At 33.3% G+C, this 23,530-nt stretch carries 21 protein-coding genes; 9 read left to right on the plus strand and 12 right to left on the minus strand.

Going from position 1 to position 23,530, the window contains the following annotated elements:
- Nucleotides 1-109: 109 nt before the first annotated feature.
- Nucleotides 110-346, plus strand: a complete 237-nt coding sequence (locus tag ABDJ41_RS06825) for a hypothetical protein (RefSeq protein ID WP_349785118.1) — start codon at nt 110-112, stop codon at nt 344-346.
- A 248-nt stretch (nt 347-594) separates the two neighbouring features.
- Here ABDJ41_RS06825 and ABDJ41_RS06830 read toward each other — a convergent pair whose 3' ends face one another.
- Together ABDJ41_RS06830 and ABDJ41_RS06835 are read right to left on the minus strand one after the other, a co-directional pair.
- Nucleotides 595-1,764 carry a glycosyltransferase family 2 protein gene (locus ABDJ41_RS06830; RefSeq protein ID WP_349785119.1) on the minus strand — a complete coding sequence of 390 codons (1,170 nt, stop codon included), beginning with the start codon at nt 1,762-1,764 and terminating at the stop codon, nt 595-597.
- Between the two features lie 4 nt (nt 1,765-1,768).
- Complete coding sequence (locus ABDJ41_RS06835; RefSeq protein WP_349785120.1) at nt 1,769-2,680, minus strand: glycosyltransferase family 2 protein; 912 nt, start codon at nt 2,678-2,680, stop codon at nt 1,769-1,771.
- A gap of 189 nt (nt 2,681-2,869) precedes the next feature.
- Here ABDJ41_RS06835 and ABDJ41_RS06840 point away from each other — a divergent pair, with 189 nt between their 5' ends.
- The 5 genes from ABDJ41_RS06840 (at nt 2,870) to ABDJ41_RS06860 (ending at nt 9,007) form a co-directional block, all read left to right on the plus strand.
- The gene (locus ABDJ41_RS06840; protein WP_349785121.1) at nt 2,870-4,684 is read left to right on the plus strand and encodes an ABC transporter ATP-binding protein; all 1,815 of its coding nucleotides are present in this window, start codon (nt 2,870-2,872) and stop codon (nt 4,682-4,684) included.
- Entirely contained in the window at nt 4,681-5,730 is a 1,050-nt protein-coding gene (locus tag ABDJ41_RS06845) for a prenyltransferase/squalene oxidase repeat-containing protein (RefSeq protein WP_349785122.1), read from the plus strand. Before ABDJ41_RS06840 ends, ABDJ41_RS06845 begins: the two co-directional genes overlap by 4 nt.
- 18 nt (nt 5,731-5,748) lie before the next feature.
- Nucleotides 5,749-6,912: a glycosyltransferase family 4 protein gene (locus tag ABDJ41_RS06850; protein ID WP_349785123.1), complete on the plus strand. Its 1,164-nt coding sequence runs from the start codon at nt 5,749-5,751 to the stop codon at nt 6,910-6,912.
- A gap of 11 nt (nt 6,913-6,923) precedes the next feature.
- On the plus strand, nt 6,924-7,913 hold the full coding sequence (locus tag ABDJ41_RS06855; RefSeq protein ID WP_349785124.1) for a UbiA family prenyltransferase: 990 nt from the start codon (nt 6,924-6,926) through the stop codon (nt 7,911-7,913).
- A 131-nt stretch (nt 7,914-8,044) separates the two neighbouring features.
- Nucleotides 8,045-9,007: a glycosyltransferase family 2 protein gene (locus ABDJ41_RS06860; protein WP_349785125.1), complete on the plus strand. Its 963-nt coding sequence runs from the start codon at nt 8,045-8,047 to the stop codon at nt 9,005-9,007.
- Here the strand turns inward: ABDJ41_RS06860 and ABDJ41_RS06865 are convergent.
- The 4 genes from ABDJ41_RS06865 to ABDJ41_RS06880 are packed head-to-tail and all read right to left on the minus strand — an operon-like array spanning nt 9,004 to nt 12,637.
- Complete coding sequence (locus ABDJ41_RS06865) at nt 9,004-9,435, minus strand: hypothetical protein (protein ID WP_349785126.1); 432 nt, start codon at nt 9,433-9,435, stop codon at nt 9,004-9,006. The two genes, ABDJ41_RS06860 and ABDJ41_RS06865, sit on opposite strands and share 4 nt — an antisense overlap.
- Nucleotides 9,436-10,875, minus strand: coding sequence for a GMC oxidoreductase (locus ABDJ41_RS06870; RefSeq protein ID WP_349785127.1), 1,440 nt, complete (start codon nt 10,873-10,875; stop codon nt 9,436-9,438).
- 25 nt (nt 10,876-10,900) lie between these two features.
- Nucleotides 10,901-11,944 carry a UbiA prenyltransferase family protein gene (locus ABDJ41_RS06875; RefSeq protein WP_349785128.1) on the minus strand — a complete coding sequence of 348 codons (1,044 nt, stop codon included), beginning with the start codon at nt 11,942-11,944 and terminating at the stop codon, nt 10,901-10,903.
- 18 nt (nt 11,945-11,962) lie between these two features.
- The gene (locus ABDJ41_RS06880; RefSeq protein WP_349785129.1) at nt 11,963-12,637 is read right to left on the minus strand and encodes an HAD family hydrolase; all 675 of its coding nucleotides are present in this window, start codon (nt 12,635-12,637) and stop codon (nt 11,963-11,965) included.
- Nucleotides 12,638-12,704: 67 nt separating this feature from the next.
- Here ABDJ41_RS06880 and ABDJ41_RS06885 point away from each other — a divergent pair, with 67 nt between their 5' ends.
- The 3 genes from ABDJ41_RS06885 to ABDJ41_RS06895 all read left to right on the plus strand — a co-directional run bounded on the left by ABDJ41_RS06885 (nt 12,705) and on the right by ABDJ41_RS06895 (nt 17,086).
- The gene (locus ABDJ41_RS06885; RefSeq protein WP_349785130.1) at nt 12,705-14,345 is read left to right on the plus strand and encodes a glycosyltransferase family protein; all 1,641 of its coding nucleotides are present in this window, start codon (nt 12,705-12,707) and stop codon (nt 14,343-14,345) included.
- 59 nt (nt 14,346-14,404) lie between these two features.
- Entirely contained in the window at nt 14,405-15,268 is an 864-nt protein-coding gene (locus ABDJ41_RS06890; protein ID WP_349785131.1) for a beta-1,6-N-acetylglucosaminyltransferase, read from the plus strand.
- Nucleotides 15,269-15,748: 480 nt separating this feature from the next.
- A complete protein-coding gene (locus ABDJ41_RS06895) occupies nt 15,749-17,086 on the plus strand; it encodes a hypothetical protein (RefSeq protein WP_349785133.1) in 1,338 nt (445 codons plus the stop codon).
- An 84-nt stretch (nt 17,087-17,170) separates the two neighbouring features.
- Here ABDJ41_RS06895 and ABDJ41_RS06900 read toward each other — a convergent pair whose 3' ends face one another.
- From ABDJ41_RS06900 to ABDJ41_RS06925, 6 genes are all read right to left on the minus strand, one after another.
- Complete coding sequence (locus tag ABDJ41_RS06900; RefSeq protein ID WP_349785134.1) at nt 17,171-18,058, minus strand: glycosyltransferase family 8 protein; 888 nt, start codon at nt 18,056-18,058, stop codon at nt 17,171-17,173.
- Between the two features lie 80 nt (nt 18,059-18,138).
- Complete coding sequence (locus ABDJ41_RS06905; protein WP_349785135.1) at nt 18,139-18,981, minus strand: sialate O-acetylesterase; 843 nt, start codon at nt 18,979-18,981, stop codon at nt 18,139-18,141.
- A 33-nt stretch (nt 18,982-19,014) separates the two neighbouring features.
- Entirely contained in the window at nt 19,015-20,367 is a 1,353-nt protein-coding gene (locus ABDJ41_RS06910; RefSeq protein WP_349785136.1) for a lipopolysaccharide biosynthesis protein, read from the minus strand.
- Between the two features lie 16 nt (nt 20,368-20,383).
- Complete coding sequence (locus tag ABDJ41_RS06915; RefSeq protein ID WP_349785137.1) at nt 20,384-22,081, minus strand: GMC oxidoreductase; 1,698 nt, start codon at nt 22,079-22,081, stop codon at nt 20,384-20,386.
- A gap of 4 nt (nt 22,082-22,085) precedes the next feature.
- Entirely contained in the window at nt 22,086-22,661 is a 576-nt protein-coding gene (locus tag ABDJ41_RS06920; protein WP_349785139.1) for a gluconate 2-dehydrogenase subunit 3 family protein, read from the minus strand.
- 30 nt (nt 22,662-22,691) lie between these two features.
- Nucleotides 22,692-23,501, minus strand: coding sequence for a glycosyltransferase family 2 protein (locus tag ABDJ41_RS06925; RefSeq protein WP_349785140.1), 810 nt, complete (start codon nt 23,499-23,501; stop codon nt 22,692-22,694).
- Nucleotides 23,502-23,530: the final 29 nt, after the last annotated feature.

Consider the following 23,530-nt stretch of genomic DNA (forward strand, 5'->3'; position numbering starts at 1 on the left):
TTTAGTGACAAAAAATAATTAATTACAAAAAAAATTATTGCGATTAGAGCTGTAATTATTCGATGTTTTTATTTTATATTTATATATCAGTATTTACTGATTTTATACCATGAAAGAAATAATGGATCTTGTGGAAACTAGCAATGAGAATAATCCTGCGCCTTATCCATTGATCTTTAATATTCCTAATCAATTACCTGAATTACTTCCATTAATTGACCCATTAAATTTAAATTATGCCTGCCCAAATTGGTTAGAAAGCAAATGGTTTAAAAAAGGCTATTGGGGAAGTGCTACTGAGCTTTTCATAGGTGGTCCTGGGGGAAATTTCCCTACTTACACCTAGATTATTATCACCTGAATGCATGGATTACGCAATTATATGGCGAAAAGCGTGGTACCTGGCATTCTGCCTATTCACTTACACCTACTATATCCGTAGCTTTTGATCAGTTAAATTACAAAAACAGCAAGGATTTTCTAAAAGATGTATGGTCATTTAAACGTCGAGAGGGCCTTATGAAAGCTGTAACAATGTATAGTTATGCATGGCTCGGTTGTCAAATGGGCAATACGCTGAAATAAATAGAGACATCAAACCTTTCTCTTTGACTTCTCCCAGGCGGCACTTTGATTATTATTAAAATACCGGAATATTCCTGCTATAACTGCGTAATTCATAACACAAAAATAATAAGGAATAAAAAATGCTTTGATCCGTATGTTTCTACTTTCAAAAAACATCCCAATTAAACTTAATAAATAAAACAAAACTTGTCCGATAAATAAAGTTATATACAAAGTACTCCCATTTTTTTGTAAAATCAATAGATTTAGTATAAAAACTAAAATTAGTAAAAAAGGTGTTATGGTCCACCTTAGCACCCTATGACTAATATATTGAAATGTAAGAACCGGATAATAAAATGGATTTGCAGCTTTTCTGAGTCTAAAAATAGACTGAATACCTCCTGCTGCAATTCTTATCTTTCTTTTCAATTCTTCTTTAGTATTTGCCGATGCAGTTTCCATTGCATAAGCGCCAGGTTCATATGCAATTACATAACCATTTTCAGCAATTCTCATCGCGATCATATGATCATCTATAATGGTATCTGACTCAACAGAAGGATACAAGCCCGTTCTGATGCTAAATAACTCTCCTGCTGCTCCTACGTTAGAGTATAACTCATAATCCCATTTTTTAAGCTTTGATTCGTACTTCCAGTAAAATCCCTCTCCTGCCGAACTTGCATCGGCCGACTCTTCCACCAATATTCTTTTTTCTCCTGCTACCGCACCTACCTTAGGGTTTTGGTAATGCTTCACCAATTCCAGAATTGCATCTTTATTTAAGAAAGTATTAGCATCCGTAAAAACCGTAATGTTACCATTTACAAAAGGAATTGCCCTTTTAATAGCCGCCATCTTTCCTGACCGTCCATCCTGATGTAATAAAGTAACCTGATTATACCTTTTTATCCGATCAGCTGTATGATCAGTTGAACCATCTGTTATAAATATTACTTCAAGCTTATCCTGAGGATAATTAAGGTCTAAAGTATTATTTATCTTATCTACAATAAGATCCTCCTCATTATATGCGGCAATAAGTATTGTAACCGTTGGAAGATCTGCATTATTTTCATATTTAGATGGCCGGATCAGGACTTTCTTTAAGCTTACTAATATAAACAGGACTAATCCATAGCCAACAAAAGTATAAATAACCAGAAATAAGCAGATCCAAAAAACTATAATCATTTTTTTATATTTTAAAACCTAGTTTATTACTATTTTTTGAATTTGTTAAATTCCATAACACCCCTTTAAAAACCCATTTAATAAGGCTTAAACGGCCCTTTAAAAAGGATAGCAAAATTTGTTTGGAACAAGCAAACAAAATATAATATATACTAAAGAAGAAAGTATTTGTTGCTCCTGTATTTCTTCTGATAAAAAGCATTCGGTTTCTGGTCATAAAATAAGTTTTGATAATACTTTCTTTACCAACACTTATTGATTCTTTATGATATATTTTTGTTTTACCAGTGAACCAGATAAGCTTATCTGCTTTTTTAAATTTCTCACACCAATCCAATTCTTCATAATATAAGAAAAAATGCTCTGCCATTAAACCAACTATTTCGAGGTCACTTTTACGACACATCATTGCTGCACCGTGGCAATACCCGGTTTCCCTGCTATCCTTACTGTATTGTCCTTTATCCACTTCCATTTGTCCTATACCTTTGTTTCTACATGTCAGGTAATTCATTTCTGTAAAGCCAGCATATTGGATAATGTCCGGCTGATCATAATATAAAATCAAAGGTGATAACATCCCAATTTCAGGACGTTGGTTCATTTCGTTTTTTAACACCTCTATGGTGTCTTCAACAATTTCAGTGTCATTATTCAGGAACAGGAGAAACTCTCCTTTAGCAGCTTTAATCCCCAGATTATTTCCACCTGCAAAACCAAGGTTTACATCTGATCTGATATAAATTAATTCAGGATATATCTCCTTATATGTAACTACATGATTTTCTCTACTCCCATTATCAACAACAATCACTTCAACAGCTTCTTCTTTAGTATGAGCTTTTACTGATTTAAGGAAAGCGATTGTAACTTCCGGTTGATTGAAGTTTACAGTAATTATAGATGTTATCTGCATTTTAGAATAAATGTAATTCTTTTGTTTGTAAAACAACAAATCTTTTTCTACACTGCATGTTTCTTAAAAACCTTGTAAATCCGAATTGCTGATAATCAATTTCCATTTGATTAATCAAAACTAAAAGCTTGAGCAATTTTTTAGTAGCTTTGCACATACCTGTTTCAAGTATAAACTGTTATTTTTTTCATGGTCGAATCAATTGCTCAAAAGTTTAAAAAGCTTAAGACTAATCTAAATGTAAAAAGAACACTGGTTTTGGTATGGCATGCCGCCAAAGGCTGGATGTTATTATCCATAATTATGATAGTGGCAGAAACCCTTTTGTTTTTAGCTTCAATTTATTCTTTAAAAGTTCTGATTGATAAAGTTGCCCATATTAATGTAACCTCCCATTCCGAAGAAGAAATTGTTAGACAAGTAATTATTGCCGGTTCTCTTGCTCTCTTATATGCTGTTGCAAGAGCAGGATCTGCATATGTTACAGAAGTTCAGGCCACCAAAGTCTCTAACTTCATTGATGAAAAAATACACCACACGGCGATTCAAATGGATTTATCTCACTATGAAAGCCCGGATTACTATGATATATTAAAACGGGCCAAAGATGCTGGAGCAGATCGTCCAAATGTTGTGATAACCACAATCATGGAAATCACAAAAAATACGCTCAATTTATTAGCAGTAGGCTCATTATTTATCACAATCAATTGGTTCTTACTTCCGCTATTATTCATTTTTGTACTCCCGACACTATTTGTACGAATATATTTTGCCAATAAGCAAAACATATGGAGATTAAAACATACTCCTTTAGAGCGAAAATCTTCCTACTTAAGTAACCTGATTACTTCAGATACTTCGGCGAAAGAGATCAGAAGTTTTAATTTGGGTAACTATTTTAAAGATTTGTATCAGGTATTAAGAATTGAGGTGATTCTTCAGCGCCTGAATCTGAGCTATAAAAGAACCCTAAACGAAAGTATAACTTCATCAATTGCAACAATAGGTTTTTTCACCTGTATAGCTTATATTGCTGTTGGGACAGTACGAGGGACTACCAGCGTGGGTGACATTGCATTATTTCTGATCATATTCCCACAATCTTTTACACTCATACAAAACATTTCCTCAGGTATTTCGGCTTTATATCAAAACAACATATTCATCAATAGTATATTTGAATTATTTGATCTTCAACCCGAAACAAATTCAGAAGAAAACAAAAAACCAATTCCAGAAGATATTGACCTTGACCTGGAACTCAAAAATGTAAGTTTCACCTATCCCCATTCGTCCAAACCAGCATTAAGTAATATTAATATAAAGATTCCTTCCGGAAAGATCGTTGCCATCGTAGGGTTAAATGGCGCAGGGAAATCCACTTTAATTAAGTTATTATGTCGACTTTATGAACCAAATTCCGGTTCAATAACATTAGGTGATTTGGACATACAGGAATTTAACCTGATGACTTATCGAAAACAGATAAGTACAGTTTTTCAAGACTTTTCAAAATACAATGTATCTGCTGCTGACAATATACGTTTTGGAGACATTGAAAAAGAATTTCATGAAAAAAATATCATTGCTGCATCAAAAAAAGCTGGCTCCCATTCCTTTATTGAAAAATTTACAAAGGGATATGATACAATGATGGGCAGGCTATTTGATGAAGGACATGAGGTTAGCATAGGTCAGTGGCAAAAACTGGCAATTGCAAGAGCTCTATACAGTGAATCAAGGTTCATTATACTTGATGAGGCGACCAGTGCACTGGATGCAATTGCTGAAAAAGAATTATTTGATTCCTTTAGGAAACATATTGGAAATCGTGCAGGAGTAATTATCAGCCACAGACATTCTGCAATTAAACATGCGGATTATATCTATGTACTATCAGGTGGAGCAATATTGCAGCAAGGAACGGACAGAGAATTACTGGAAATGCCAGGAGACTATGCTAATTTATTTAATGATAATTCACCAGCAAAAACAACATGATGAATCTGGACATAGATAATTCTATTAAAAATGGTGTATTGTATCTTTATGACCATCAACTCCCTAATGGTGAATTCTGTTGTTATATTAGTGCGGACGATGAAATGAAAATGTGTGTTACGCACAGCAATGTATTCCCTACTTCCCTAATTGCATATTCATTACTTAATTTAAGAAGTATACCAGAAGTAAATGAGATACTTGAGAAATGTGCAGCCTTTCTTCAGTACCATATTATGCGTGGAGGTGCATGGAACAATTTCACGGTCTTAAACCCGTTGTTTCCGATTTGTCCACCCGATGTAGATAATACTGTTTGTGCTTCGTTAGTACTTCAAAAATTAGGTAAACCTTCAATTGACAATTCCGGATTAATTTTGGCTAATCGAACTACAAAAGGATTGTTATATACCTGGTTTACATTGCGACCAAAACTGAATCCATCAAAAAACTACTGGCTTTTGAGTCTGAGGGAATTTAAACACCCCATTAAGACTTTTTTGTTCTGGAGAAATACCGAGGCCTCAAGATATGATGTAGATGCTGTTGTTAATGCAAATGCACTTCTATATTTGGGGCTGAACGAAAAGACTATAGTAATGCTGAATTACATGATAGAAATCATTAGTTCAGAAAGAGAAGGTGATTGTGATTCCTGGTATAGAAACCCTTTTACTATTTATTACTTTTTCTCAAGAAATTACAAAGCAGGCATTAAAGAATTAGCTCCTATCGTCAAACTTATGACCGACCGAATTCTTCATAATATAAAACCTGACAATTCATTTGGAGAAAGTGTATTGGATACTGCTCTAAGCATCATATCTCTTATAAATTGTAATCATGATTCAATAGTGTTAGATCAAGCGATAAAATACCTGATTGAACAACAAAACCGATCAGGAGGCTGGATAAGACGCGGAGTTTATTATGGCGGTCCTAAAAAACGTACAACTTTTGGTTCTGAAGAAATGACAACTGGTTTTTGTCTTGAAGCTTTAGCACTTTACAAAATCCATAAGGGTAAACAAAACAATGAAAATTAAGCAATCATTCAGGTACATATGAAATATATTGATCAGAAAGAAATAGCACTTGTTACCTTTTGTATGGACGATTGGGGCGGAAGTGAAGAACTATGGGCCAGGTCTATTCCAATGCTTAAAGAAAAGAAAACACTAACAGTTTATAAGGCAAAATTTAACCGATCTAACTCTGAAGTCATTAAACTCATTAATCAAAATGTTAAATTAGTTGAACTAGATCCAATACTATCAATACCTCAGAAAATAAAACGTAAAGTAAATTATTATTTACATAAATTAAACCTTAGCTCATTTAGGGATAACCATAGTTTATATAAGTTTCATAGGGAAATGGAAATCTCCAGACCACAACTTGTTATAATAGCTCAGGGAATAAATTTTGACGGACTTTCTTACGCATATCAATGCTATTTACTAAAAATACCTTATGTAGTCATAGCACAAAAAGCAGTAGACTTTTACTGGCCTTATTATACAGATAGAGCCTACATGAAAGAAACATTACTAAACGCACTTAAATGTTACTTTGTTTCTCATCATAATAAGAGATTGACGGAAGAACAATTCGGCATTAGACTTCCAAATAGCGAAGTTGTTTTTAACCCTATAAAGACAAAAACACATGTATTGCCATTTCCACAAACTGAAAATGGCATTCGTTTAGCTTGTGTTGCCCGACTGTTTATCATTGATAAGGGCCAGGATATCCTATTACGCATTCTTAACAAAGAAAAATGGAGAAACCGACCAATATCAGTCACCTTTATCGGGACAGGACTTGATGAAGAAGGTATAAAAGATATGGTAAAGCTTCTTGATATTAAAAATGTTCAGTTCATAGGATTTCATCAGAATATAGAGGAAATATGGAGTGATCATCATGCGTTAGTCTTACCTTCAAGAAGTGAAGGACTTCCTTTGTCTATGATAGAAGCTATGTCGTTAGGCAGAACGGTAATTGTAAGTACCGCAGGTGGAAATTCAGAAATTATCAATCATAAAATTAATGGTTTTATAGGAGAAGCGACAGAAGATGGTTTCGAAAAAATTATGGATGATGCATGGGAAATGCGTGACAAATGGCATGAGATTGGTAAAACGGCTTGTTCGCACATCAAAAATCATTTTCCAGATTCCCCTGAAATTGAATTTGCTAACAGCATAAATAACCTGCTAACCTAACAGAGAAGTCTTTGAATCTATTAAAAGTCATAAGATCTGCTGAGTGGTGGGAATACAAACTTCCTCCATTACTAGCCATAGGCTATGCAACTGTAATTAAAACTAACGCCGATTTTTTAAAATCAATTCCTCACCTTTTATTTTTGCTTTTGTCTTTGATCATTGGGGCTGCATATGTTAGCATTATAAATGATATAACAGACATACAGGACGATCAGGCTAGTGGTAAAGTAAATAGGATAGCAAATGTAAATCCTAATATCCGTTGGCTCTTCCCGTTATTATGCCTGTCTGCAGGTGCATTCTGCTGTTACTTTTTATATCCCGACTGGCTATCTATCAGTTTATATATATTGCCATGGATTAGCTTTAGCTTATATTCTTTCCGTCCTGTACGACTCAAGAATAGAGGTTTATGGGGAGTATTAGCAGATGCTAGCGGATCTCATATTTTCACAAGCTTATTGATGGTGAGTAGCATGAGCTTTTATAGCAACGAACATGTTGATTGGCTTTGGTTTACCAGTACAGGTATCTGGGCATTATGTTATGGCATAAGAGGTATATTATGGCACCAGTTTTTTGACAGAAAAAACGATATAGAAGCCGGATTAAGCACTTTTGCAGTTAAAATTTATCCTGAAAATTTTAAAATAAGAGAAATCGTAATTTTCATTATAGAAATGATGGCAATTATCATAATGCTCTACTCCATAGATCAACTATTACCTGTTTTATTTCTATTTGTATACTCAATTTTAGCGTATATCCGAACTTTTAAACTGAAATATAAGCCTGTGTTCATTGTTGCTCCGGAAAATCGAGTTTACCATATCGTAATGGCCGATTTTTATCAGGTTTTCTTTCCTATTTCATTATTGTTGACTGCAACGTTAAACAACTACTATGTTTTGATGGTTCTAATAGTCCATTTAGTGCTTTTTCCAAGAAAAATATTTGGTTGTTTAAGAGACATAATATATTTAATTCGTGCCAATTAGCAGCTACTCGTTTGTAATGAAAAAAATATTTGATAAATATTCTTTAAAAAAATCTTGTCCTATTGCCTGTAGAAGCATATTTTCATTATATTAGTAGCAGAAAACGCCCTTCTTTGTTAAACAAAAGATTAATGAAAATTCAAAGCTTGGTTACCGTCATTATTCCAACTTATAATAGAGCAACAATACTTCCTGATGCAATTGAAAGCGCGTTAAACCAAACGTATACCAATAAACAGATCATTGTGATTGATGATGGTTCGACTGATACTACCGCTGAATTGTTGAAAAAATATCCTCAAATCGAGTACTATTATAAACAAAATGGTGGACAAGCATCTGCGAGGAATCTAGGTTTAAAATACGCCAAGGGCTCAATTATAGCCTCACTTGACTCTGATGACATCTGGTATCCAGACTTCTTAAGTAAATGTATTGAAAAGCTTGAAGTTGAGCAGCTTGATTTCGTTTTTGCAAACTGGGATCAGGATGCTAAGCAGGGAGAATCATGGAATTTCCTGATAAAAGACCGCTTTTTAAAACCTTATTTACAAAAGGAGGTAAATCACTGGATAAATCTGGAGTATGAAGAAACCCGGGATTTGTATCTCAATTCCTGCCCTTCACCTTCTTCATCTGTTGTGCTTCGAAAATCTTCAATTGTATCTGGTTGGGATGAAGAAATTAACATTGGTGATGATTGGTGCATGTATCTGGATATGATCTTGTCAAAGGAACGAAAAGTTGCCTTTACCATGGAAAGATTATGGCATAAAAGAATAGATGATATTAATATATATGATGGAAGAAAGTGGGCGGAAATATTAGAATTCCTCTATATAGAAGATCTTAAGAAAAAAATAAACAGATTCCAGCACCAGCTAACAAAAGTAGAATTAAGAATCCTTCAGGAGCGATATATGGCTAGCTTAGTCGAGTTATCGAAACATAACCTTATACGTGAATTCCGGTTATTTACATCTTTAAATTTGCTTGGAAAAGCATTGGCTATTGATATTCCCTATACATTAAAAGCAATCCCAAATGCATTTATAAGAGGATTACAAAATAAAATGAGGAGCAACTTAAGCTAAACATCCTTAACTGTATCTGGTGGGTAAAGAGTAAATGAGAAAGGGTTTGGAACCGGACTTTTATAAGGATTATATAATCCTAAATACCTGACTACTTTACTTTCATCAGCTTTATTAATAAAAAAATCTGTCGATAACAAGTAGTATTTTACCAGTTCAAAAAAAATAGCGGATTGATCTGGCTTTATTTGCATATAATACATTGCTTTCCATTTCAACTTAGCTAACAGATTGTTATGGGCACTTCTAAAATAGTCTGCAACGTATTTCTCTACACTACCTTCTTCCAGTTTTAAATAATACAATTCTCTTTTGATAAGCAATACCGCATGTTCATTAATGGCTGGAGACAAAAAATAAAGCGATGCAGGAACAGCTATACTTCCTGTTCCAACTCCTACCAATAATAAAAAACTTCTTCTTTTCATTTAAAACATTTTATCAGCCGCAAACAAAGACATTGCAGAAAGCGTCAATGTAGGATTTGAAGCACTATAAGTTGTAAAAGCACCTGCGCCTAATACAAATAAGTTTCTGTATTGATGATGAACCATGTGTTTATCCACTACCCCGTTTTCAGGACTATTACTCATTCTGGTTCCCCCAATAATATGCCCTTCATTAGGAAAGGGTTCCAGATACTTTAATTTCTCTACCGGCAAGCAAGAAAGAATTTCCGGTAATTTATTTTTCACGTTCTCTATTGCTTTAAGCGTATATTCAGAACGGCCAGCAAAATTAACTTTTGGCATCAACCGATCTGAAGTTGTCGTAATATAATTTGTCTCCAGAGGTAAATCTTCAAATAGCAAACGTATGCTTGCCATATTCAGCCATTTTCCACGTTCTAATCTGATATAATAAGGCGCATTACTGACTTCCATTAAACAAGCAGCAAAATCCTTTCTATGTTCACCATCATAAAGCATATACCCATTAGCATTAACCCATGTACTGCCTCCAACGTTACTCATATTATCCAGATATATCAATACCTGCATCCCTAGCTGTTCACCAAAGCCCTTACCGGTTAGTCGGTTTTTATCACCAGCATTTAAAAGAATATTAGTATTAAAAAATGGATTCGCTCCTAAAGCTATTACTTCCGCAGAAGCCTTGTATTCCTTACCATCCTTTATGTAATTAACTTTTCTTGCCACATCATTAACAACTTCTAAGCTGTAAGCAGCGGCTCCATACAACAGTTCTATTCTCTGATCATCATACACTCCCATATCAGAGTTTTCAATTGTAAATTTTGCATTTACTGGACAAGTATCACAAGTGCTGGAATCCATACAAGAGTTTCTTCCCCTAGCTGACCTACTTGCCCGGGCTGTAGGTTGACTAATGTATTGAATGCCATATTTCTTATGTAATATCTTATCAACCACACTAAATGTATGAGGAGGCAAAGGATACTTTCCATTTCTTGGAAATGGTGTCCCTTCAGGGCCCGAAATAGACATCAAATCCTCTACTTCATAATAATATGAATCGAGATCATTATAATCTATTGGCCAATCCTGCTCAACTCCATAGAGAGACTTCATTTTAAAATCTGAAGGCATAAACCTTGGGGTACAACCCCACCAGCAATTGGACGAACCTCCTAACCCTGTGGTAAAAGGCCATCTTTTCTCTTTATTTATATTAACGATCGCCTTTTCCCAAGGCTCCTCATACTTTTCAAATTCAGATGACTCTCCCCTTTTTACTTTCAATCTTTCATCATGCGGATAATAATAACCTCTTTCTAAAACCAATACTCGTTTAGTCTGATCTACTTTAGCAAGATATTTTTTCAAGAAAAAGGTTGAGGCAAATCCTGTACCTACAACTATTAAATCATAATGATCTTGTTTCATTTAATTTAAGGCTAACAATCAGTATTTAATATTCATAATTATTTGCATTCTGTAAAAACCAATGTAGCCACGGTATCTCAACAAACATTAAAATACATAGTAAAATGGTAAATAAAACTACATACAACATGAACCATTTTCTGGTATATAGTTTTTCTGAGCCCTGTACTGGAGAATCATTTAACAGGCCAATTCTCAAATACCATGAAAACAATAAAGCAAAAAACGGAAAGCTAACTAATAGTTCAATCCTATCTTTTATTAGAAAAATGCCCATAAAAAATGCGCATGTAATCCCATAAAAAAACATTGAAACCAATAAACTATTCTCAGTATAATACTTAAACGATCGACGATATCGTCCAGCAACTTCAGGGTTAGCTATTAAACGATATTCCGCAAAACGTTTAGTAGCCATTAAAAATGCTCCACCCATCCAATAGGCGATAATAATACTTACTGGTGGAAATGTATTAATCCAATCCAAATCCCACTTGGTATCTGGAATTCCCAAAGCCGGACTAAATATAAACCAACCAGCAGCAAACCTGATCGGGTTATTAACTGACTCACTCAGCACATCTAAAAACACCCTATCTTTACTTCTAAAAGGCTTTACATTATACATGATTCCCATAAAAAGTAACAATAGCGCCATGGATAAAAACTTAATGGAAACACAATACCCTAAGAAAAGTCCCAGAATAGCTAAAATGGCATATTCACTATAAACGATAGTAGGATTTACTTCAGATACAACAGACGATCTTCTTTTCTTAAGTGGATGAAATTGATCAAATCCTGCATCCAGATATTCATTAATAACATAATTAGCAGATGCTATAAAACAGAAACTGATTAAGCCTAAAATTATTTTAATCAGCAAATGGGTATCAAAAGGAGTATGAAAAATAGATAATGCAAATAACATTCCTGGTATCATAAATGCATTTTTTGCCCAATTATCTGGCCGGGCAATTCTGATATAGTCATTTAATCCAGCTTTTCTTAATGCAGGTACATCTTCATTTTCTAAATTTTCCCCACTTGCTAAACTCGTTTTAGTCATATTGAATAAGTTTTCCGATTAATGATTTAGTAACTGATCGTATAACACCTTGAAAGGTTGTTTATTTGTATTATCGTCATTGATCAAGAAAAAAGGAATTTCTGCACGTAATGCGCACTCGCCATCGAGCTCATTTCGGTCACCAATAAAAAGACAATTACTATTTTTAATTTTCAACTTAGCGATAATATAATTCAAACCAATTGGATTTGGTTTGAATGCATTAATATTTACATCAGTAGAACTTACGATCAAGTCTACAGTAATATTCATATTTCTTAATTTTTGTTCTGACTCATAATCAGAATATATTGCAGTCCGGATATTATTTTTTTTTAGCTCAGCTAAAAACTGCTTAAGACCTGGATATACACATGCATTTAACAATTTATTAGGATAACTAAATATCCAATAATCTACTACTTTTTTGATTCTATACAAGGATACATTAACCTTTGGCAACACCCATAAATATTGCTCAGTCTGAAGATTATCTGATTGATAACCATGTCTTTTTTCTCTTTCTTTTCTAAAATGGTACAAAATTAAGAGATCTTTATAACGCCAGGGTCTGATGCAATAATGAAAGAATAAAGCAAGCATCATATTATTCCTTAATTTTTTTTGATCATAAAGTGTCCCATCAACATCAAAAATTACCAATTCTAATTCATCCCAGTTGATACTTTCCACTTCAGCATATTTATTTAAGGGTAAAATTATTAAAAATTTCGATATTGCAAACTTTAGCCATCTACAAATGAATTATTTAAGAAATCTAAGTTTTGCCGGCAATTATAAAGATTATGATGTAACACTTTATCTGGTATTATTTCTGGGTACTACATTCAGGCTTTTTCATTTCTTTTATAACCATTCATTGTGGATGGATGAAGTTTATCTATCTACCAGTCTGGTAAAAATGAACTATAAAGAATTACTTAGCCAGCCACTCTACTACCAGCAAAAAGCTCCCGTTGGTTTTCTAATTCTTGTCAAATCCATACTCAATATATTTGGAAATAAAGAAATCTATTTACGGATTATCCCTCTTATATCTGGAACAACGGCTATGTTTTTATTTGTTCCTGTAGCCAAACATTTTTTAAAAAGACAAGGAGTTTATGTCGCAGTTTCAATTTTTGCCCTATCACCGGCATTGATATTTCACAGTGTAGAAATTAAACAGTATTCAACAGAACTATTGGGTTCAATATTGAGTTATCTAGCATTTATACACTATAACAACCCAAGTAACACTAAAAATCTTTTAAAAAGCAGATTTATCTGGGGAGCAATTGGTGCAATAATTATCTGGTTTTCTTATTCTTCAATTTTTATATTAGTTGGAATAGCCATAGGCCTAAGTATACAACAATTAACTCTCAGAAAATGGCGTACATTCTTTTTAAATGCTATTCCCTTTATTTTTTGGGGCCTAAGTTTTTGTATTAACTATTTTATTTTCACACATAAACATGCCGAATCAGCATGGATTGCCTATTGGTTCAGGTCTTATAATAACTTTATGCCTCTCTTACCTACATCCATTGCTGAATTCCTCTGGTTTCCAATGAATTTGTATCGTATGTTGGATTATCCTCTTGGATTATTATGGAACTTTAATGCTTTATCAGATAACCAGGCAATTAATATGGCTTTAAAAATGCCATTTATCGGCATCACACTACTCTTTTTAGGTTTATATGCAATATTAAAAAATCTCAGAGCCAATGCCTTCGTTCTAATCCCCCCCATTATACTTATGCTCATTGCTTCGGGAATGGAATTATATCCCTTAACAGAAAGGTTCTGGGTATTTATCTCTCCTATTTTCATTATATTCATAGCACAAGGATTTCAATATCTATCAAGATTCATCAGATCAAAAAGAATTATTCTTTTAATTTATCTTATAATCATTGCAGGTCCACTTATTCAATCTGTGCAATTAGCTTTAAAACCTCAGTCTTTCTACATCCATAAAAAGTCTTTTCAAAAAGAAGCCCTCAATTATGTCAATTCTCAATTCAAATCTGGTGACATAGTATACGTTTACTGGAACAACTTACCAGGATATAAGCTTTATAAGGAAATGTATGGATATAAATTTAAAGCAATTGAAGGTAAAGACTACAGACAAAGTTCAATAGATTTTAATGATTATATAAATCATTTAAAGCCTGACTTTAAACTGCTAAAAAACGCTAAAAGAGTATGGGTTATATACAATAAGCAATTTTTAACTGATATTGGTGATAAACTTGATGACCCAGCCTGGTATTACAATTCAGAAGAAATCCCACCTCTACATTTGATTAAGGAATTTGGAAAATATGGTAAAACAAAAAACGCTTATGAAAGTACTGACATATCTGTATATTTAGTTGAATGGAATTGACATACTCAACTATCAAATTAATTTATTATTTCTAGATTTATAACCAAATATCTTCTAATATGCGTATTGCCCATCTAATCATGATCCATAAAGACCCTAATCAAACAATTAGGCTAATTAAAAGACTTCAACATCCAAATGCAGACTTTTATATTCATGTTGATGCTAAATCAAATATTGAAGATTTCAAAGATGTTGTATTTGCAGATCAGATAACTTTCATCAACAATAGAATTAATTGCAACTGGGGAGGTAATAGTTTACTTATTGGTATTGCAACGGCTTTACATGAAGTGACTGCTCAAAATAAAGGTTATGACTTTATAAATTTATTAAGTGCTCAGGATTATCCTCTAAAATCATCAGAAGAACTCCACCAGTATTTTAGTGAACATATTGGACAAAACTTTGTGTCCTATGAAGCTGCTGATTCTTTTTGGTGGAAAAAGGCGAAAAGACGTTATGAGAAGTATCACTTTACCGACTTTAACTTCCCAGGAAAATATTTCGTAGAAAGAATGGCTAATAAATTCCTACCGACAAGGAAATTTCCCCTGCCAATTGAACTTTATGGAGGATGTAAATCAACATGGTGGACTATATCGGAAGCATGTGCAAAATATATTACCGAACAATTACGCAATGATGATAAACTTCAGAATTTCATAAAATACTGTTGGGGCACTGATGAATTCATATTAACTACACTTATAATGAATTCACCTTTCGCCACCATGACTATAGGTGATAATATGCGCTATATTAATTGGTCTGAAGGAAAAGCTCATCCAAAATTACTGGACAACACTGATTTTGAAACGATGAAAAACTCGCAAATGTTATTTGCAAGAAAATTTGAAATGGATGCCTCAATTCTAGACAGAATAGATACGGAACTTTTGGGCTATTCTACCCCAGGTTAAATTTAGCTAAGTAACATATACAATATTTAAATAAATTCTATTTCTACACAATCCTTAATGGAATCTCAATTCATTATTACTCTTTTATATAAGATAAGAGTTCTCAATTATTTGCCTCAAACATAGTGTGGAAAAAAATACCCAACACACATATATCTTCACAATCAAACAAAAATAAAATCATGCCAGTTTTATTCAAAATATTGACAGAAATGCTGTCAAATAAATTTACTTAGTAAAAAACAGGCCTAATTTTAACAAAACAGATTGTTTGTAACAATTTTGTCATATTAAAAATAATATGTAAAATAACCAATACACAGAAAAGTGAGAAAATCATTCCTCAATTACTCCAATCGTACATTTTGTAATTATTTTAGCAATAACCTAACAATCTGTTAATAAAAGAGGCAATTGTGATTGTATTATTTTTAATGCATCTTCGTTTCAAAGGGATAATTAAAAAAAAAATTTACATTTATGGAAAAAAGAATCTCGATGCATTTAATCCTATGCTTATTAATGTCCTTCAGCATTGCTTGTAAAAAAAGCGAAACATTAATTACTGAGGATAACAAAGAAATTCCCGCCCAACCAGAACAACCAGTTACCCCTACCACCCCCACAACCCCTCCTATTACTCCTACGGAACCAGATCCTGATGCAACTGTATATGAATTCGGTAGAGGAACTGGTAGCTTAGTTATAGATGGTAATACATTTACATTAGCCAGCAAAGCAATAATTAAAATTAAAAGTGGTACATATTCCACAATTAATATCGTCAATATTAAAGGAACAGAGGATAAACCCGTTTTTGTTAAAAATGATGGACAGGTAACAATTACTCAGGGAATGTTTACTGATAATATTGAGAATGTTGTTATAGCAGGTGACAATAATTCAAATATAACCTATGGCTTCAAGTTTGAAAATATATCTTATCGTGCAGTTCAGTTTAATGGGAAAATGAATGGCGTCACTTTAAAGAATATGAGCTTTACAAATGTTAATGATTACGTTATTAGCAGCAACAGCAATAGTGGAATGCCATATAATGGTAGTAAAGACTCTCGTGTGGAGAAATTCAAAATCTTAAACTGTTTATTCGATGGTACCGGCCAGATTTCACTTGGAGGAAATCTATCAAAAGAGACAGGGCAGGACAATGGCCTTTTTAAAGATGTAGAAATTGCATACAATGAATTCAAAAACACTAATATTGGTACACTTTGTTCATTTACAAATGTTCAAGATTACAACATTCACCATAATATAGTTAATAACGTAAATCCAAGCAACAATAACCACAATGGAATATTCTCGATGCAAGGAAATGGAATTTTCCATGATAATAAATTAACAAATTATCAAGGAAATGCTATACGAATGTGGTTATATTCAAGAGGAAGCATACCAGCAACTGTTGAGATTTATAACAATATATGTTATAACACCAGAAAATATGGTGCATTTGAACTGCAAATGTTTGATCGCAATATTGTACCAGGTAAATCAACATATGCGAATGCTAAAGTTTACAACAACACAGCGGGAAGAATGAATACCAATGAAGATTGGCATGGACAGATGCTAGATTTATATAATACTGGTGGTACTCTTGAGTATTATAATAACCTTGGATTCGATTTGTATTCAAGTGATCCAAACAGACCTGTAAATAACATGATTAACAACATGAGCGATACAAAGATCATTGTTGAAAGCAATAATAAATATGTTAGTAAAGAAAATGCCATTAACAATCTGACTGATTTCACTTCAAAAATTAGCGGGGTTGGTGCAGCAATTAGATAATTTAAATCCCTATTATAAAAAAGAGTCCCTTGTTTTAATTAACAAGGGACTCTTTAATTATAAGGAATATTTTCTCTAGCAACCTTATTGTAAAAAGCTCAAGATTTGTTTTTTAATTTTATTGGAAAACTTTCTAAGCACTCTATAATTACCGCTGATGGGTTTGAATCCCGCCCATTTGGTCTGATTTAGATAGTAATAAAAAACCTCTTTAAACTTTTCCTGTGACCTATATGATTTAAATGTTGGCTTAATATCCAAATAATGAATAATATATGGCTCATTATGTTCAAATGTTGCAAACCAATTCCATCTAGGATCTAATTCTAACCATTTATTAGCAAAGACTACATTAAGTCCATATTGATCAACTAATACCACATGTTCTGCATATTTCCTTAAAGCATCAATAACTTGCTTAGAAATATCTTGCTCAACCCATTTAACCACGTCAATAAGCATTATTCCAGCATTAAAATATTTAGTAGTTGATAACAAGCCAAGCTCTTTATAATTAGGAATTCCTCCCCACGCACAATCAACGGTTTTTCCTACATCCAGAACTGCTCCGATGGTAGCTCCTTTTAAATCTGTATTCCAAAGAATTGAGATATCTTTCATTACAACAGTATCAACATCCAAATAGATCAATCTTTCTACATCCTTTGGTAAAGCATATGGTGCAAATAATCTGAGGTAAGTTGTCAAAGGAAATGCTGATTTATCCACTGGAATACTCATCCCTGCAGGGATAATAGATTTTTTATCGAACCAATTTATCGTTATTGTATTTGCAGATACTGAATCTTCGATCTTACTCTTGTTCTTATTTGAAATACCATCATCAATTATATAAAAATCAATGTGTTCATCACTAATATGATTAAGTTCAATAGATTTTAAAAGAGCTGCAATAAGAATTGCATAATGATTATCACTTGCTACAACAATTGATATATTGTTTTTTTTCATAATTGAACTAATTTAAGAGAAATAAATCCAAGTTTAACCAAAAATATAAAATTATAATACGTTCATTATTAACAAAATAACTACCTATTATTTTGTCTAATACTCTCGAACCACTTTTTTGCTAACTCATCTAGCCCTTTTTCTGTAAAATGAACAGCGTCAGCTCTATAGTACGCTAAATTTAGCGAATCGGTGTTAGGCCCCCGCTTAACATTTGCAACTTCTTTAATAACTTCTTCCTGAGCTTTTACGATTCCCTGATCTATACCATTCAAATTTTCATTATTATAGGGAAAATAACTACTAATAGATGTGTAAAAAGGCGCATCAAAATTCATATCTCTTATAATCTTTATCACCTCTTTTAAACGTCCTTTATACTCATTAGTACTGGTATTATCTACATTATCTGTTTCACCTTGATCCCAAAAAATATGTGTTAACTTTATTTTATCATTTCTTAAATAATCCAATGTTTTTATTAACTTATCTTTGCAATAACCTTCAGACCAGCATTTTACTGATGTACCACCAATTGCACAAGGCACTATAACTACCTTATCATACAATCCGCTATCAATGAGCATGTCCGCTACCCGAGTCCAAACACTACTACCACCCCCATCTGGACCTAAAAGAGGCTCCTCGGCCTTATAAAGCTCTCCTTTATAATAATTGTAAACATCGTTTCTACAAGTATACTTGCCATTTCCGTAATTGCCGGCGTTAGATTGTCCAAAAGTTAAACAAACCATTACTTTCGGAGCATTAACAATATTATTTTTATCACTCAATACCTTCCTAAAATGTAAATGATCTCTTATAAACTGCGCATTAATTAAATATTCCCGATTCCTATTTGCTAATATGCCTAATGCTATGCCAATAATTACTAGCGACAGATATTTGATAACTTTTTTCATTATATAGAAACCTGATAACAATTAAAAATAAAGCTAATTTCTTGAAAACGCAGCTTTTGAAAACCCTTTTAAAAATAGCACAACCTCTTTATAACCAGTTACATAAATATCTACAATACTAATCTGTTTAAACTTATTTAGGGGATAATACGTCATAAGTATTGCTACAATTCCCGGAAACAATGATGCAATTGCAATAGAATAAATAGATTTATATATACTTACACTTATAAAAACAGCAACAACAAACACTGCCACCATTATTATTATTTTATAAAAATTCACTTTTGGTAAATGGATAACATCAATAGCTAATGCAAAAAAACGATCTATTGGATAAAGTAATGACATTAGCATAAATATTCGGAATAGATTTGGTGCTTCGGTATGAATATATGATTCGCCTCCAAGCAATTGAATAATTGGTTCTGCAAATATTAATGCTATAATAACAAATGGTATAAGAGCTATTGTTAACATTCCTATTAACTTTTTTAAAGAGTACATCATATCATCAAGTTTACCATTGTTGTAATGTGTTGAAAGAATAGGCATACCAGTGGCTGCAAAACTCAGAAGAGGGATTTCAATGACCTGCAATAATTTACCTGCCAGATTGTACATTGCAAGTGCTGCTGGCCCAATTAAAAAATTGATGATAAAAGTACTTGTTAATCCAAACAGGCTAAGATTAATATTTGTTCCCATTGCATATTTACCGAAATGGAATAATTCTAGAATAGTTTCTTTATTTGCATATTTTAATGTACCAATTTTTGTCCAGCCAAATAACAATACACATACGCTCGAAAGCAAATTAGACCCTGCATAAACCAGTAAAACCGAAATAAGGCTAACCTCTTTTAATAACATTAAAACAAATATTGCAAGTAAAAAGGAACCCTGGCTTATAATCCTTAGGATTAGTAAACGATCAAACCTTAAATAGGATTGGACTACACAGTTTGCCATAAACGAAGGCAATGACACAATTGGAATTACAGAAAAATACTTCAATGATAAGATCAAACCTTTATCAGAAAAAAGATCTGCTAAAAAAAAGGCCGGTATATTGATCAATATTGCTACAACTGCTACTGCAATCCCCAAAAACCATGCAGATCCGGCAATTTGCCGAGCCCTCTCGCCTGTAGTACCAGAATAAAACTTTATAAAAGTAATGGTTAAAAATCCTCCACGTAAGGTTTCCATTACTCCATTAACCGTTAAAATAAAAATATAAACTCCAATTTCTTCGATAGATAGTGATCTGTATAGTAAAGCCAGACTTAGCATACCTATACCGGCCATCAAGCCATTACCAAATAATGACTGGAAATGAACATTTTTATATATTGCTTCTATTTTCCTTAAGATAAAATGCATGCAGATTTCTTGATTTCTATAAATTACCTGATTTCAATTCGTTATAGGCATAATCACAAGCACGAGCAGTTAATGCCATATATGTTAAAGAAGGATTTTGACAGCCAGAGGATGTCATACAACTTCCATCTGTAACAAAGACATTTTTCACAGCATGTATTTGATTAAATTTGTTTAAAACAGAAGTTTTCGGATCATTCCCCATACGTGCAGTTCCCATTTCATGAGCTGTAGAACCTCCCGGCTTATGGTAGTTAAATGAGTTCACATTACTAAATCCTGCATCAAGCAACATTTTTTCAGAGGTTTGTTTAATGTGCTCCATCATTCTATCCTCATTCTCACCAAATGAAAAACTAATTTTTACCAAAGGCAATCCCCACTGGTCTACTTCATTATTAGATAAAGTGATTTTATTCTCATAATAAGGTAAACACTCGCCCCATCCGGCCATCCATACTGTCCAAGGTCCAGGTGTGGTTAATTGAGTTTTAAAATCTTTCCCAAACCCTGATAAATTATAAAGTCTATCTCCCCATTCCTGCCTTTCTCCGTGCCCCTGAATGTTGTACCCTCTCTTAAAAGGCAGACTTTCATCAGACGTTAGGTTTTGATATCGGGGAATTAAAAATCCACAAGGTCTTCTACCTTTATAATATTTATCCTTAAGCCCATTAAATACTCCTGATGCACCCGCTGAAGAATGGTGATCCATTAAGTTATGTCCTAATTGCCCACTATCATTTCCCAATCCATTTGGAAATCTATCTGATCTGGAATTTAATAGTAAAGCTGTGGTAGCTATAGTGGAAGCATTTACAAAAATGATTTTCGCATAAAACTCCAATTTCTCCTTTGTATTCGTATCTATAACTTTCACTCCTGTTGCCCGTTCTGTCTTATCATCATAGATGACCTCAGAAACAACCGAAAATGGTCGTAAAACCAGATTCCCGGTTTCAAGAGCAACAGGTATAGTCGAACTGTTACTACTGAAATATCCTCCAAAAGGACAACCTCTGTTACAAAGGTTACGATACTGACAAGGACCACGACCTTCCCAACCGCGTGTTAAATTGGCAACACGTGCTATAGTTAACAATCGGTTTCTATTATTTTTTCTTATAGAGTCACCCAAGTGCTTTTCTACACAATTTAATTCCATTGGAGGTAAAAAATTTCCATCAGGAAGTTGTGACAAATTCTCCTTCTGACCACTTACCCCTATGAAAGACTCTACGTAATCATACCATGAAGAAATTTCCTTATAACGAATTGGCCAATCTACACCAATACCGTCTTTTTTATTTGCTTCAAAATCCAGGTCACTCAAACGATAACTTTGTCGCCCCCAAACTAATGACCTTCCCCCCACTTGATATCCCCTAAGCCAAAGAAATGGTGTCTCTTGTATATACGGATGTTCCTTATCTCTTACATAAAAATGTTTTGTAGCAGGACTATATGCATTAGCATGAATACTATCAGCTTCCATATCCTGTCTTGTATTATTAAATCCATTTTTAAAGTCCCAGGGATTTAAATTTGCAGTTGGATAATCCTTCACATGCTCTACATTTCTCCCTCTATCCAGTAACAAAGTTTTTAACCCCTTTTTACACAGTTCCATCGCTGCCCAGCCACCACTAATTCCAGAGCCAATTACAATTGCATCGTAGGTATTATTGTTTTTTATATGATCAGAATTATACATAAATCTATTTAGTTGCCCAAGATCTTTGATGTGACTTAAGCGGAATACAAGATTCAAAAGAACCTGGTATATAATCATAAGCTAACCCTTGAGTTGCCCCTATATGAGAATTACAATATCCCTCAACGGTTAGATTTTTAAGCTGTGTAAAAAACGGTTTTCCAAACAACTTTTTATTTATTTTATTTATTATTTGATAGGGATAAACACTCTTGGCTTCAAAATGTTCAAGTATTTGGTTCCGTTCATCTAAAGTACACTTTAAGTAGCTTTTATCATATTTATCCATAGCATATCTTTCTATATTCCTCAATCCGTTTAAAAAAATATTTTGTTCTACAGTTTCCGTACAATTTAAGATAACATTTAGAATGTAGTTTTCTACATTAGCTGCTTTTGCACCTGGAGTATCCGTCAATGGAATAATGGTTTCCGCCAATTCCGCAATTAATTCTTTATAAGCTATTATAGATGAGGAATCAATACTCTTATGGAAAAAAAACCATTTGTAAGCAGAGAAAGAGGAGACTCCTAAAAAACTTAAAGTTAAAATCCCCTTTAAAGTTGTCCTTCTATCCATTAATCATTTTTTAGTATAACGCTATTCTTGCTAACTAATATTTAAGACTCTTTTAACTCTTTTAATGGTTCCCTTAACTATCCCTCCATCAATCTGAATACGGCGATCGGTAGTCCACACCAATGCCCTGATATTGTTTACATAAAAAAGTTTTCCAAAGCCTTTATTCCTAAGTTTCAATGCAAGCCACCCATCTTCAATAGTCCCAGGCGGATGGTTAAATCCTTCAACCTGCAAGCCTTGTTCCTTTCTAAAAGCTGAATTGAATCCGTATACATTCACAGCCTCATCCTTTACAAGCTTATTATATCGACGTGAAAAACCCGATATGTATTCATAAAAAAAATAAGTTAACCTTCCTGTTGGTCCTGTTGGGATCAAAGAGAACCTTCCATATGTAATCGCAATACTTTCATCATCTATCAAAGGCTTAACCATTAATTCAATCCAATCTTCAGGATAAATGGTATCTGCATCTGCGTTTAAAATATACTTTCCAGTGGCAGCATTCATTCCAGCATTCCTAGCAAAAGCAATTCCTTGTCTATTTTCAGAAACAACCTTTACACCACAAGCTTTTGCTAAGTCCTCGGTATCATCTTTTGAATTATTATTGGAAACGATAATTTCTACCCTTCTATGTGTTTTATTATGGCATAGGGAGGATAATGCAGGAACAATACTTTCTGTCTCATTATATGCAGGCATAACCACACTGATTTCCGGCTCGCCTTTATATAAAATGGCATATGCATCCGATGCTTCCTTGCACATTTCTGCTTTAGTCAAAGAGCTTTTTATATATTGATTAATTGATTTTGGAATTTGAATTGGCCTCATGATCTTAAAATTTGTTCCCTATGAACGGA

This window comes from Pedobacter sp. ASV1-7 (assembly GCF_040203335.1).
Taxonomy (GTDB): domain Bacteria; phylum Bacteroidota; class Bacteroidia; order Sphingobacteriales; family Sphingobacteriaceae; genus Pedobacter.